Below are 14,169 nucleotides of genomic sequence, written 5' to 3'. Positions count from 1 at the left end.
TTTACGCAAAGGTCGCAATTTTTTTCGCCACGAATTACACAAATTTTCACTAATTATAAAAACAAAGTTCGCAAAGTCTGATATTGAATCAGCTTTGCGAACTTTACATTTTCTCAACATAATGTGAGATAAAATTCCTTGCGGTCTTTGCGGTTAGGAAACCTTAAAAATCAAATTTATAATTTGCTCCTACTAACACCTGAAATCCTTGTACAGGATAATTCAGCCATTTTTCGTACGCTTGGTTTCCTATATTATTCAATTTTAAGAAACAAGTCAAACGTTCGTTGTATTTGTATCCTAAATGTGCATTGGCATCAAAATAACTTTTAAGAGTTGTAATAACCGGATCAGTTCCTAAATCAAGATTCGATTGCATGTCTTTACGCTCTCCTACAAAGAAAACATTCAAACCAGCGTACCATTGTTTTGTAATGTTTACATCAAGATTCGAGCTTATTTTCATCGACGGTAAATTCCAAGCTTCAATTCCGTCGTATTTGTAACTATTAAAAGTTCCGTTGATTCCAAAAGATACATTTCTTGAAAAATCAGCTTTTAATTCCCCATAAAAACGAAATGTTCTAACGTCGTCATAAACTACTCCAAATGAGTTCCCAAAAGCATAATTTTGATTCGAGAAATCCTCTGTATAATCATTCCCTTTGTATAGTGCTTTATCTTTTTCATTCAGATAAGATCCCGTAAGGCTATAATTGATATTGTTTGCTAATTTACCTTTTAAACCTGCAAAAACAGTATATTGATTATTCGTAGGTTTCATATTTAATGTTGGCGATAAAAACGGATTATCGTTTACAAAATCAGCATAAGAATTTTGTTCTAAACCTCCATTTACTCCTGTGTAAAAAATCATCAAATCACCAACTAATTTATACGACGCATTTACTTTTGGATAGATATAAAACTTATTTCCACTGTTTTCAGAATCTAAACCATAGAACAATCCTGCTCCTAATTCTAATGTCCAGTCGTTTTCAAGAATAACAAAACTTGGTTCAATACCAAAATTCGTCAAACTGTATTTTAGAGGTTGTGTATTGTCACGCGCATAATTATGTTCGAAAGATCCGCTTACGTGATCTACAATAATATTGGTGTTGATCGATTGATCCATAACTTCTACTTTGAAAGAAGGCTTTACATAAAAGCGATTCTCTGAAGAAGAAAAACTATCTGAAAAATGCGTAAATTTAGTTGATATTTTACTAAAAATCCCTTCATTAAATTCGACATTTCCTCCTAATGAAATAGTGTTATAAGAATGATTCGGGTTGATTCCTCTAATTAAATCATTACGGGTTTGTCCCGCCAAAGTCGAACCAAATTCAGCCGGTAAACCATACCAGTTGTACAATTGATTTTGGTATCCTAAATCAACATTCCACGACATGTCACGATTGTTTACGCCGTAACCTACATTTAATGCTGTATCATAAAACTCATCATTAAGGTCTACACCTTTAATTCCGCCCTGAGACGAATGGTGACGAAACATTCCTGCTACGTAATCATTATTTCCCAAATCCTGATTTACGAACAATTCAGCATTTAAAGTCCCATAATTACCAACTCCCAAAGTCGCATAATTATTAAATAGTTTTTCTCTTTTTGATTTCTCAACACCTTCTGCTTTTCCTTTTGAAGGCGTAAATGTAGAAGCTACAGGAACTGACAGAATACTATATTTTATAGTTTCTTTAGGCTGATTTCCTGTATCGTCAAGTGACGGAGTTTCTTTTATCTTAAAAGCATCCGAAATTGTTGGCGAATAAGGCTTTACCACATTTACCGTTTCTGTACCTATAGTTTCCTCTTTTTTAATCTGAGAAAACGAAACCTGAACAACAAACAATACTAGTAAAATGATGATTTTATTATGGCAATTAATTTTCATATTTCTTCTTTTTAAGAGTATAGAGAAAAGAATATAGAAAATAGACTATGCTAAATCCTCTTTATTCTACTCAAACTCTTTGTTCTTTATTCTAAAATCTATATTCTATTCTCTTTATTCCTAAGCTTCCCATTCACCTTTTGCAACAAATTGAGCCTTTCCTCCTATTTGAATATCAAACTCGTTGTCGTTTAAACTTCCTTTAAAATAAATCTGAGAGGGACGACCGATATAATCTCCCTGATAATTAATCAATTCAAATTCAGGTTTATGATATTTTAACAAAAAAGCCTGCAAGCATGTACTCGCGCTTCCTGTTGCAGCATCTTCGATCAATTGATTATGTTCAATACACAACATTCTGCTAAACAATTTAAAACCTTCTAAATAATAAAAATATAAAGCCTGATGAGCTGTTTTGCAATTATTTTTAAGCCATTTTTGTGTTTTATCTTTGTCTAAAACCAAATTTTCCAACGCTCTTTTACTGCTTAATCCAACCATTACAAAAGCACTTCCGGTGGTTACTTCCTGAATAGGAAATTGATTTTCAAAATCATGGTTTTCCAGATTACTAAACACTGTAATATCTTCTTTCGAAAAAACATCCCAAAATTTTGGCTGTGCTGCTTTTAACCAAATCAAACCTTCAGACTGATGAATTGCAATTGGCCCAATTGGAACATTTAATTTTATATTCTCCGGCGAATTATTAAATACTTTATTCATCAAAACCCATGAAGTCCCAATTATCGGATGTCCCGCAAATTGCATCTCCTGAGATGGGGTAAATATTTTTATCTCGGCTTTATTATTTTCTTTATCAAGTTTGGTGATAAAAGTGCTCTCGGCGAAGTTAATCTCGCGAGCAATTTGCTGCATTTCTTCAGCACTTAATTTTTCCGCATCCATAAAAACCGCCAATTGATTTCCGGCATATTTTTTATCAGCAAAAACATCAACTATATAAAAGGGTAAACTCATTTTTCTTAAAAGATTTTAAGAGAATAGAATATAGAGAATAGACTTTCCAATCTTTGCTCTTATATCTATTTTCTTTGTTCTATTTTCTTTATTCTATTCTCTTTATACTATTTTCTTTATTCTATTCTCTTTATTCTTTATTCTTTGCTCTTTATTCTATTCTCTATAATTCTTACTTATTAATCGACGAATTCGTTTTAGCTTCTTCTGCTTTAATCGCTGCCAATTCTTTTTTAGCGTCTTCGACAACATCAGGATAATCGGTAAAATTGTTTATTACGTTATCTAAAATGTAAGTTGCCTGATAACTGTCTTTTAATCCGTAGAAGTTTTTAGCCATTAAAACCAAACTCTTCGCTCCGTAATATTTATAAGCTGAATAGTTTTTTGCTAATTTCTGAACTGAAACATTCGAAGCGTCAAACTTGCCTTCTTTCGTTTTAAAATAAGCGTCATAAAACAATGCTTCTGCCGCTAATTCTCCTTTTGATGTTGCTGATAATTTAGCATAAGCAGCTTTTGCTTTGTCTTCATCACCAGTTTGCATTGCCGCGCGTGCTACAATAATCTGAGCATCGGCTTTTACATTTGCATCAGCTTTTATATTTTGCGATACTTTGTCAGCATACACAACTGCATTGTCATAATCTTTTTTATCATAATAACATTTCATCAGGTTTGCTTGTGCAAAGCTTTTGTTTTGAGAGGAATCAGATTCATTTTCTAATCTTACTAAAACCGGAATTGATTTATCACAATCTTTTGCTTTCAGGAAAATCTGCGCTAATTTAGTTAACGATTTCTCTGTAAATTCGTTTCTTGGCTGATCAATTACATATTGATAATTGGCAACTGATTTTGTTTCTGAACCTTCTGTGTAATACAATTGTGCCAAATAATAATTAGCTTCCAGTGAATGTAACCCTGTTGAAAATTTAGTGATATAACCCACAAAACCAGTAATCGCCTGTTTGCTGTTATTTTGGCTGTATTGTTTAAAAGCAGCATCATAAGTATCATTATCCAGTTCTGCATCTGTAACGGCAACAAAGTCCAGAGTACGAACCCATGTTGCATATTCATCTACTTTTCCTGAGTCTACATAAATTAATCTGGCTGTCGAAACTGCTTCCAGAGCTTCCGGTGTTTTTGGGAATTCTGCGGCTACTTTTTTGAATTTTACCAAAGCCTGGTCCTCACGATCTGAGTTGTAATAAATCAAACCTTGTTTGAGAATTGATTTTGAAGTAAAGGCAGCGTTTTTATATTCAGAAATTAACTGATCATAGGTTTTTAGGGCAAGATCATTCTTTTTTTCTGCCACATAACTATTTCCTAATTCATATAAAGCATCATCACGATATTCTGATTTTTTATACATCTGAAGAAAATTATTCAACTCGCCGATTTTCTTATCATTTTTAGACATAAAACCGTACGACATCGCTTTTTGAAACTGAGCATAATCAGCATCAACACCTCTTGCTTCAATTGCTTTTGCGTAAGCTTCATTTGCTGCCGTGTATTTTGACGTTACAAAACGACAATCTCCTAAACGTAAATATGAATCATTCAAACGAACTTTATCTTCTTTAGAATTGTCGATTTGTGCCTGAAACGAATTTCCTGCCTGATCGTATTCTTTTAGTTTAAAATAAGTATATCCAATATTATAATTGATGTTTTTATACTCAGCTGTACTTTTTGATGCAGCCTGGCCTGCAAATTGTTTGTAACTCAATAATGCATTCTGAAAATCACCGGTAACATATTCTGTTTCTGCTTTCCAGAAAGTGGCACGTGCCGTAAACTCAGGTGTTTTTTGTTCGCTGATTGCGCTTTTGAACATTTTTCCTGCTTCCTGATATTCTGATTCGTTATACAATTCTATACCTCTGTAGAAAAGTACTTTTTGATAGGCAGTTTTATTCTCTGCCGATCTGTTTTTCTCTAATAAAACTAAAGCTTCTTTGTAATTTTTAGTCGAAATATAAGAATCTACTAATAATTTCTCTACTTCAGATCTGCTTGAATTGTTTGGGTATTTTTTTAGAAAATCAAGTAAAATTCCCGGAACAGTTTGATAAGCATTTCCGATATCATAACTTACTTTAGCATAATTTAAAGCTGCATCTTCCTGAATTTGTGCATTAAAATCCATTTCAGAAGCATTTTTAAAAGCATTTAATGCTTCTTGCTTTTTACCCGTATTTAAATAACTTAAACCTAAATGGTAATAAGCGTTTTGAGCTACGAAATCTTTTCCTTCGATAATTTTATTGAATTGAGAAATCGCTTTTTCATACTCTTTCTGCTCATAATACGCATATCCTAACTGGTAAAAATCAGTATTGCTCCACTTCCCTTTTTTACCTGCATATTGCTCTAAAAATGGAATCGCTTTGTCATATTGCTTTAGATTGAAATAACTTTCTCCTATAATTTTATTCAGTTCAGATTTTTCAAGTGCATTGGATTTGCTCATTGCTTTCTGCCCCAAATCGATTGCTTTCTGGAAATTTCCCAACTTGAAATTCATGTCAGCCTGATAGTACGAAAGCTTTTCTTTGTACTTTTCTTCGCCTGAAACTTCATCAAAATATTTGGTTGCTTCTTTATAATCATCACCTTCATAAGCCATGAAACCTAAGTAATATTTGGCCTGAGAACCAAATTCAGCAGAGTTTACGACTTTGTTAAAGTAGGTTGTAGCTTCTTTTTTCTTTTTAGCATTGAAATAACTGTAACCTTTCTGGAAATTAAATTTATCCGATTCGGATTTGCTCATGTAACTTTCGTCTACTTTATCAAACCATTGCAACGCTTTAGGATAGTTTCCCTGCTCGAAGAAATATTGAGCAACCTCGATATACGCCTGATTTTGCTTGGTACTTGTTGGATAATCGGTAACAAATTTTTCCATCAGAGCATCAGCATTTGCTTTATTGGTTCTAATGGCGCAATTGGCGATGTAATATGCACAATCAGACTGAACTTCTTCTGTCGTGGCATTGTTTTTTACATACTCAAAGATAAGTTGGGCCGATGCATATTGTTTGTCATTATATAAAGCCAGTGCTTTGTCAAAATCCTTTAAATCATAAGTATAAATAGCCGATTTTTGTGCCGAAACTATGGTCGAAATAAGGATAATTGGTAATAAAAAGAACCAGGAAAGTTTACGCATTTTAATTATATTTAGTATTCAAATGTATCATTTTATACCGTTTATAACGAAACGTTTCAAGCTTTTATTATGAACAAATATTTAACAATGCTTATTTATAAATTAAGTTCAAACCATATAAGACATATAAGTAATTATAAGTTAGGAGTTTTACGGACTTCTTTTCGATAGTAAATCATATACGTTGGTAGAAAGAATTTTTTCAGCATTACGTATCTAAAATGAACTTATATCACTTATATGGTTTAAAATTCATTTCGATATTTTATAAGAAATGATTCAAATTTATTTTGAATACAAGCGTTATCTTATTACTTTTACCAATCAAATCAATTTATTATGTCACAAACCGTACTGTCTCTTAAAGAAGTTACTATATATCAGGAAGGAAGAAAAATTTTATCCCATATTAATTTAGATGTTAACCACGGTGAGTTTATCTATATTATTGGAAAAACAGGTTCCGGAAAAAGTAGTTTCCTAAAAACTTTGTACGGGGATTTGCCTTTAACTGAAGGTGAAGGTCATATTGTTGAATTTGATTTGGCTACTTTAAAAGAAAAAGACATTCCGTATTTGAGACGTAAAATCGGAATTGTATTTCAGGATTTCAAATTACTGCCGGACCGTTCCGTAAAAGACAATATGCTATTTGTTTTGAGAGCTACAGGATGGATTGATAAAGAAGGAATGGAACGCAAAATTGATGAAGTTCTGGACAAAGTTGGTATGAAAGATTACACCAATAAAATGCCACATCAGCTTTCAGGAGGAGAACAACAACGTGTTGCTATTGCAAGAGCTTTATTAAACGATCCTGAATTTATCTTGGCTGATGAACCAACAGGAAACCTTGACCCACAGACCAGTTCTGAAGTTCTGGAAGTATTAAAAAAAATTAACGCAAACGGTAAAACCGTGATCATGGCAACTCATGATTATGCTTTATTGCTAAAATTCCCGTCTAAAACATTGAAATGCGAAGACGAAAGAATTTTTGAAGTAGTACAACGCAGCGTATAATTCTTTCTATTTTAATTCTAATTCTATCCTAATTAAATGTTTTTTGTGCTTGTTCAGCATTTAAAACTACAATTCTGTGATTTTAGGAATTCAATATAAAATCATAATCAGAAATAAAAATTTATTTGGGGAAACACTCTGATAAGTTTGTCATTCTTTTATTCCTTTTATCTCCAAATAAGCAAAGTAATTTTAAGAATGCATAATGTTGCGAAACAATTATTTGTGATCAAATGCCGGTAAAAACCATTTGAATTTTACTGCTAATAATCGAACGGTAATAATAACCACAGAAGTTACGACGTATAAAATATCGTTATCAAGATTCAGTTTTTTTAGTGCAAAAAAGACGATTCCGCCCAAAATACATATGGTAGCATAAATTTCTCTTCTGAATATTGTTGGAATTTCGGTACACAAAATATCACGTGTTACACCTCCAAAACAAGCTGTCATAGTTCCTAAAGCAATACAAATTACAGGATGCAGTCCCTTTTCAAGACCTTTTTCAAGACCTATTAAAGTAAAAACACCAAGTCCGATAGTATCAAACAAAAAAAGAGAAGTCCTTAATCTGTCAAACTTTTTTCTGAAAAGAATGGCGAAGCCAAAACCTAAGATTATTACATAAACATATTGCAGATCCTGCATCCATCCTACCGGAGTTCTGCCTATCAAGACATCACGAAGCGTACCGCCACCAACCGCCGTAACAAAAGCAATGATAAAAACACCAAACGGATCAAGCCTTTTATGCATAGCCGTTAAGGCACCTGACATTGCAAAAGCCATTGTACCGATAAGATCTAATAAATGAAACATTCTAATTTTTTAAGTTGCAAAGGTACAAAGATACAAAGGTTCAAAAACTGAATTGATTATTTAGTTTTTGAACCTATATATTTATTTCTATTTGAGGATTAACGCTCTTAATAGCTTCAATAAATCTAAGTCTGTCTTTTGGAGAGATCAAAACTGTATCAAACTGATTGTAAACAATCTCAATTCTGTCAAACGAAAGTGCTGGCGAACTTATAACGTTATAGCTTTTAGTTATTTTTTTTATACTCTGAATTTCAATTTTCAAATTAATAAAAAAGCCACATTTAATAGTCAACTTATCATTTTCGATTATATAATATGTATTCAAAAAGACATGCAAAATAAAAGCAACTACGAAGAGTATAAATACAAAACCAATCCACTTTTGATCGTACGCTAAATTAATCAAGACAGCACCAAAAATCACTACTAAAAATAGTATCAGCCAAACATCTGCTTTAGACTTGAATTGCTCCATTTCTACTTATTATCTTTTTACATAGATCGGACTTCTTTTCAATAAATATGAAATAGAATCGATCCAGCTGTCTTTTATATTTAGGAAAGGTTTACGGGTTTGTGAGTAAATTTTGGTTCCGTTTTTATACATATCAAAATAAACCATGTAGTTATAGTACGTTTGTGTACTGGCATTTGTTGTAGAAATGTCGCTTGTTTTTAATTTTTTATTATTGTCGCTTACTTTAGCGCTTCCACTGTTGTAAGTTGAAGCTGTTGAACCTTCTGTAATTGTATAAGAAACTTTTGCTGCAACGATATTATCTACTCCAAGGATTTTTTGAAGATCTTCGATTGGAGTTTCATCGATATTTTTATAATCAATTCCGGCTTTATGCAATAAACTATTTGTAACTCTTAAGTCCTGAACAGTTAACGGAAATAGATTTGCAGATTTGTCTAACAACTTATTATAAAGATCACTTTGCGCAAACTTTGCCATTTCTTCAGAACTCTCCATAGTACCTGAATTTACATACGGAACTGGTAATACAGCAATTGTATTGGGTTTCATTTCGGCAGAAGTTATAATATGACCTGAATCATCCGGAGAAACAGTGTTTGCATTATTTGCAGATATATCAAAAGTTTGAGAACGGCCACTGGCAAAATCAATTCTGGCAATTTGAGATACTTCAAGCGCTATTCGCATTGTTTCTCCCGGTAAAGAATATTCAACCTCTTTGTCAGACATTTTAGCAATCGTACATTCAATAATCTGATAATCTCTTTTTATTATTTTATCCAATTTTTTACCTCCTTGGGCGAAAGTAAAAACGGAAACAAACATTATTAATATTACGGTAATAACTTTTGTAAAGTTCATGGTATTTAAATTAAATTTTCCTACTCTTTGGCTTTTCGGATCCGCCTTTTCTAAAATATACTCCCTAAATTTATAAAATAGAAGCATACTCAAAGTTACGAAATTCAGAACAAACAGGCACAAAAAACCAAATTAACTACATATTCTGCGTGTAAAAATTGTAATCTTTCAAAATCACCCTTAAAAAATCGTTTTCGCTGCCGGATTGATTTTTAATTCCCGTTACAGTTTCAATCTTAGCTACCAATTTATAAATAACTTCCTGATCATTTCTTGCCTCGGCATTTTGAAAAGTCTCTTTAATAATTCGCATATCATTATCAGATAATTTAATTACCAAAGGATAAGTAGGCACGTACGACTCTCCTATTTCTTCGAGAATAGTATGACTGATGTTTATTTTATTTTTTAAAGTTATAACCGCAGTTCCCGCAACCATATCACCTAATCTTTGAGCTTTTTTACTCGAAATAACACTTACTACTGCCACTATACCATATAAAAGTGTAATATCTACCAGTCTAAAAAACCAGCGCATTAAGTAATCCCCAAATCCTGCCTGATAACCGTCTATTTTCACGACTTTGATCCTGACTAGTTTTTTCCCGATGGTTTGACCTTCAAAAATGCTTTCTAAAGTTAGCGAATAAATGAAAAATGGGAAATAAAGGATCAAAACTATCGAACCTTTTGACCAATTGTCTAACGTTTGAAATAATTTATCAAAATTTAACCAATAAAAAAAAACAAGGGAAACCACCGCCACATAAGCAACTTTGATAGCCAGATCTATAAAATAAGATCCTATTCGTTCTCCGGGAGAAGCGGCAATAAAATTTATTCGAACATTTTGTGTTGTATTAATAGATAATTCTGACATATTTTATATTTTAGCCTACAATGAGAGAAGTCGCCTTCATAAAACAAAATAAAGAAAAATGGCTTGAATTCGAGCTAGCAATTTTTGGTAAAGCTAAAAAAAATCCTGATGAGTTAGCTAATTTGTACATTCAAATGATGAATGATTTATCTTACGCTCAAACGTATTACCCAAAAAGTAAAACAGTAGTGTATTTAAACCATCTTGCCTCGCAGATTTATCAAAAAATTTATAAAACCAAGCGTACCGAAAAAAACAGATTCCTGGAATTCTTTAAAACCGAAGTTCCTTTACTCCTTTATGAATACAGGAGGTATTTGCTGTATGCCTTTATTTTATTTTTTGCAACGGTTGCCATGGGAGTAGTTTCGGCACGATATGATCAAAATTTTGTCAGGTTGATTTTAGGAGACGGTTATGTCAACATGACGCTTGACAATATCAAAAAAGGAAATCCAATGGCCGTTTATGAGTCAGGAAGCAATTGGGGAAGTTTTATTGGCATCACGATAAACAACCTTTATGTAGGCGCAAGATGTTATATTTATGGAATTTTTGGCGGTCTGGGAAGTTTTTACATTTTTCTTCAAAACTCATTGATGTTAGGGGCTTTTCAGTACTTTTTTTATGAGCAGGGCGTTTTCTGGAAAAGTGTTCGCGGCATCTGGATTCACGGCTCAATGGAAATTTTTGCTATCGTAATTGAAACTGCTGCGGGATTTATTCTGGGAGCTTCTATCCTATTTCCTAAAACATACTCGAGAATAAACTCCTTTAAAATAGGGTTTAAAAACAGCTTTAAAATATTTCTGAGCACACTTCCTTTTACCATAAGCGCAGGATTTCTTGAAGGCTATATTACCCGATATTCTATCGATATGCCCAATTGGCTGAGCAGTTTTATCATTCTAATTACATTAGGGATAATTTCATTTTACTATTTAGTTTATCCCTTTATTGTTCACAAAAAAACAACCTCATTATAATGTTTGAACTTTTCAAGAAACGAGAACTCGGCGACTATATCATAGACTCTTTCACCTTTTTTAAAACTTTTGGAAAGCATTTTTTCAAGATTTTTTTCATAATCAATACAGGAATGCTTCTTGTAACGGGCGCTTTAATGTATTGGTTTCTAAAAATTAATTTTAGGTTTTTATTCAATGACAATCTAAAAGGTGTGCCAACAGATTATCTTTTAAAATATTTCAACAATAACTACCCGCTCCTAATTGCTGTAGTGGTGCTTTTTGTTCTTATCCTGTTAATTGTATCTCTGTTCAACTCATCCTATCCTATTTTATATTTAAAACTGATCGCCGAAAAAAACACAAATGATTTTACCGCAAAAGATATATTATCTGCTTTTAAACAGAATATCTGGAAAATGTTTAAGTTTAGCTTTGGTTTGGTTTTTATCCTGTTCCCTGTCTTGGTTGTAACTGTTCTTTTATTGTTTTTCCTGTGCTTTGTTTTAATTGGTTTCCCGTTATTAATAATTGCGATTCCGGCTCTATTTACTTTTATAAACTTTAGTTTTTATAGCTATCTTATTCAGGAAAAAAGCTTTTTTCAGTCTTTAAATCACGCTTATATTTTACTAAAAAAGGATTTCTGGGCGATAATTGGTGCCACTTTTATAGTAATGGTAATAATCCAAATGATACAGGGATCTATAACATTGTTCTTTTATTTTGTGGGAATATTTATTTTTCTGGGTACAGTATTAGTAAATCCTAATTTTGATGTAAAACCAGTTGAGGATTCGCCAATACTCTTATTCACGATTTCATTGATCTTTATTATACTACTTGCAATCAGTACTATTTTTAATAACATACTAGTTATTAATCAAGGGATTATTTATTATAGTTTAGACACAGAAAACAAAACTTCGACTACTGATATTGATTTAATTGGATCCAATGATGTCTAGAATTCTCCTTATCCTTTCTTTTCTTTTCTTCTGGGGCAATGTTATTGCTCAGGATTCTTTGGATACAGTTGATCCTCCAAAAATAACGGCTGTTCAATACACTGAAAAAGACATTCAAATTGATTCTGACACTGTAGAAGCGAAAACTTTTTCTAAAGATTTTAAGAAAAAATATACCGGTTCAGATTTTATGTACGAATATAAAGTTCCTGAAAAAGGTTTATGGCAACGTTTTGTCGAATGGCTTGCTAAAATTTACCGAAGTATTTTTAAGGAACACAATACAGAAACCTCCATCAATTATGTTGGGATTTTTCTAAAAACAATTGCAGTTCTAATTATTGTTTTTGTAATTTATTTAATAGCAAAAGCCCTGATTAATAAAGAAGGACAATGGATTTTTGGAAAAAACGCCAATAAAAGAAATATCTATTACTCAGATATAGAAAAGAATATTCATCTTTTGGATTTTGAAAAACTAATCAAAGAAAGCCTTCAATCCGGAGAAAAAAGGGTCGTTATTCGCTATTATTATCTTTGGTTATTAAAGGTTATGGCGCAAAATCATTATATCGAATGGGATATAGAAAAGACAAATTCTGATTATTTATACGAACTTCAAAAACCAATTCATAAAGAAGAATTCACCTATTTATCCTATCTATACAACTACATCTGGTATGGTGAATTTGATATCGATGAAACCTCATTTATAAAAGCCGAAAGCCGATTTAAAAATGCTATAAAAACCTTTAGTAATGGATAAAAGTATCAAAATATACATTGCTGTTCTGGTTTTTATTCTAGCCTTAATTTTAATAGCAGACCGTGATCAGCCAAAACCTATTGACTGGAGACCAACTTATGCTGTCAATGACAAAATTCCGTATGGATTATATGTTTTTGATAAGGAAATCAATGGCTTTTTTAAAAATCACAAAGTAGAGAGAGTTTCCGCTCTTACGCCTTATGAATTTTTAGACTCGAAATACGACGAAGACAGTCTTGCTCAAAATTATAAAATCAAAGGAACCTTCATCAACATATCTGAATTTAGTACCATTGATGATCAATCGGCTAAAGAACTGCTTTATTTTGTGTCGCACGGAAACAATGCTTTTTTAAGCATGAAAACATTGCCGGGACCTATATTAGACAGTTTGAAAATCGATATCGATTCTGATTCACAATACTTCGTAAATAAGATAAACACATTTTGGTTCGCAAATAAAAAATTAGATTCAAAAAAACACCATTTAGTCGGAGGAATGGGAGATTATTTTTTCTCAAAAATAGATACACTTAATACAGTTGTTCTGGGTTATCAGGGAAATACAAATAAACTAACGCCTAAATTCAAAGATGTCAATTTTATAAAAATTCCTTATAAAAACGGTTATTTTTATTTACATACACAGCCTGCCGCTTTTACTAATTTACACTTATTAAAAGGAAATGATTACGAATATGCACAAAGCTTGCTTTCCTATATTCCGAAAGGAGATATTTTCTGGTATACAAAAGGACAGCATAACGAAAGTATTTCCGGCTCGCCTTTGCGTTATATCTTAAGTCAGCCGGCATTAAAATGGGCATGGTATTTCTTTTTAATCGGAATGTTGATTTTTATTATTTTTAATGCCAAGCGAAAACAACGTATTGTTCCGATCCTGAAACCTTTACCAAATTCAACAATTGATTTTACAAAAACAATTGGAAATTTATATTATCAGGAAGGCGATCACAAAAATATTATCGATAAAAAAATCATTTACTTTTTAGAAAAAATCAGAACCGAATATTTGATTGATACTACAAAATTAGATGATACTTTTATTAAAAAACTGCATTATAAAACAGGAAAAAGCGAAACGGACATACAAGAACTTATATTTTTGATCAACGAACATCGCAATAGCTATCACGGCAGTCTTGAAGAAGATTTAATCAGAATTAATAATGCAATAGAGAAAATTATACATTAGATAAGAATAATACAATTTCTTGTCATTTCGACGAAGGAGAAATTACATACGAAGAGAACACAAGTAAAATAGCACAAAGAGAAAAACGG

At 32.1% G+C, this 14,169-nt stretch carries 12 protein-coding genes; 5 read left to right on the top strand and 7 right to left on the bottom strand.

The features are described 5' to 3' along the window. Nucleotides 1-163: 163 nt before the first annotated feature. The 3 genes from ACQKCJ_RS14990 to ACQKCJ_RS14980 form a co-directional block, all read right to left on the bottom strand. The gene (locus tag ACQKCJ_RS14990; RefSeq protein ID WP_427402319.1) at nucleotides 164-1,918 is read right to left on the bottom strand and encodes a TonB-dependent receptor; all 1,755 of its coding nucleotides are present in this window, start codon (nucleotides 1,916-1,918) and stop codon (nucleotides 164-166) included. Between the two features lie 120 nt (nucleotides 1,919-2,038). After that, nucleotides 2,039-2,902, bottom strand: a complete 864-nt coding sequence (locus ACQKCJ_RS14985) for a PhzF family phenazine biosynthesis protein (protein WP_427402318.1) — start codon at nucleotides 2,900-2,902, stop codon at nucleotides 2,039-2,041. Between the two features lie 172 nt (nucleotides 2,903-3,074). Beyond that, nucleotides 3,075-6,089 carry a tetratricopeptide repeat protein gene (locus tag ACQKCJ_RS14980; RefSeq protein ID WP_427402317.1) on the bottom strand — a complete coding sequence of 1,005 codons (3,015 nt, stop codon included), beginning with the start codon at nucleotides 6,087-6,089 and terminating at the stop codon, nucleotides 3,075-3,077. A 339-nt stretch (nucleotides 6,090-6,428) separates the two neighbouring features. On the opposite strand from ACQKCJ_RS14980, the gene ACQKCJ_RS14975 reads away from it, so the two are divergent. Continuing rightward, on the top strand, nucleotides 6,429-7,112 hold the full coding sequence (locus tag ACQKCJ_RS14975) for a cell division ATP-binding protein FtsE (RefSeq protein ID WP_271335802.1): 684 nt from the start codon (nucleotides 6,429-6,431) through the stop codon (nucleotides 7,110-7,112). A gap of 219 nt (nucleotides 7,113-7,331) precedes the next feature. Here ACQKCJ_RS14975 and ACQKCJ_RS14970 read toward each other — a convergent pair whose 3' ends face one another. The 4 genes from ACQKCJ_RS14970 to ACQKCJ_RS14955 all read right to left on the bottom strand — a co-directional run bounded on the left by ACQKCJ_RS14970 (nucleotide 7,332) and on the right by ACQKCJ_RS14955 (nucleotide 10,159). Further along, nucleotides 7,332-7,934: a trimeric intracellular cation channel family protein gene (locus ACQKCJ_RS14970; RefSeq protein ID WP_271335801.1), complete on the bottom strand. Its 603-nt coding sequence runs from the start codon at nucleotides 7,932-7,934 to the stop codon at nucleotides 7,332-7,334. 73 nt (nucleotides 7,935-8,007) lie between these two features. Further along, on the bottom strand, nucleotides 8,008-8,412 hold the full coding sequence (locus ACQKCJ_RS14965) for a PH domain-containing protein (protein ID WP_271335800.1): 405 nt from the start codon (nucleotides 8,410-8,412) through the stop codon (nucleotides 8,008-8,010). A gap of 9 nt (nucleotides 8,413-8,421) precedes the next feature. Beyond that, complete coding sequence (locus ACQKCJ_RS14960) at nucleotides 8,422-9,279, bottom strand: hypothetical protein (protein ID WP_271335799.1); 858 nt, start codon at nucleotides 9,277-9,279, stop codon at nucleotides 8,422-8,424. A 136-nt stretch (nucleotides 9,280-9,415) separates the two neighbouring features. Further along, the gene (locus tag ACQKCJ_RS14955; protein ID WP_271335798.1) at nucleotides 9,416-10,159 is read right to left on the bottom strand and encodes an RDD family protein; all 744 of its coding nucleotides are present in this window, start codon (nucleotides 10,157-10,159) and stop codon (nucleotides 9,416-9,418) included. A gap of 20 nt (nucleotides 10,160-10,179) precedes the next feature. Here ACQKCJ_RS14955 and ACQKCJ_RS14950 point away from each other — a divergent pair, with 20 nt between their 5' ends. The 4 genes from ACQKCJ_RS14950 (at nucleotide 10,180) to ACQKCJ_RS14935 (ending at nucleotide 14,080) form a co-directional block, all read left to right on the top strand. Beyond that, nucleotides 10,180-11,145, top strand: a complete 966-nt coding sequence (locus tag ACQKCJ_RS14950) for a stage II sporulation protein M (RefSeq protein WP_271335797.1) — start codon at nucleotides 10,180-10,182, stop codon at nucleotides 11,143-11,145. Between the two features lie 113 nt (nucleotides 11,146-11,258). Beyond that, a complete protein-coding gene (locus ACQKCJ_RS14945) occupies nucleotides 11,259-12,095 on the top strand; it encodes a hypothetical protein (RefSeq protein ID WP_271335796.1) in 837 nt (278 codons plus the stop codon). Beyond that, nucleotides 12,085-12,861, top strand: a complete 777-nt coding sequence (locus ACQKCJ_RS14940) for a DUF4129 domain-containing protein (RefSeq protein ID WP_271335795.1) — start codon at nucleotides 12,085-12,087, stop codon at nucleotides 12,859-12,861. Before ACQKCJ_RS14945 ends, ACQKCJ_RS14940 begins: the two co-directional genes overlap by 11 nt. Continuing rightward, on the top strand, nucleotides 12,854-14,080 hold the full coding sequence (locus ACQKCJ_RS14935) for a DUF4350 domain-containing protein (protein WP_271335794.1): 1,227 nt from the start codon (nucleotides 12,854-12,856) through the stop codon (nucleotides 14,078-14,080). Before ACQKCJ_RS14940 ends, ACQKCJ_RS14935 begins: the two co-directional genes overlap by 8 nt. Nucleotides 14,081-14,169 lie beyond the last annotated feature (89 nt).

This window comes from Flavobacterium sp. NPDC079362, assembly GCF_050267765.1.
Lineage (GTDB): Bacteria > Bacteroidota > Bacteroidia > Flavobacteriales > Flavobacteriaceae > Flavobacterium > Flavobacterium azizsancarii.
This window is presented reverse-complemented; position numbering and strand designations above follow the sequence as displayed.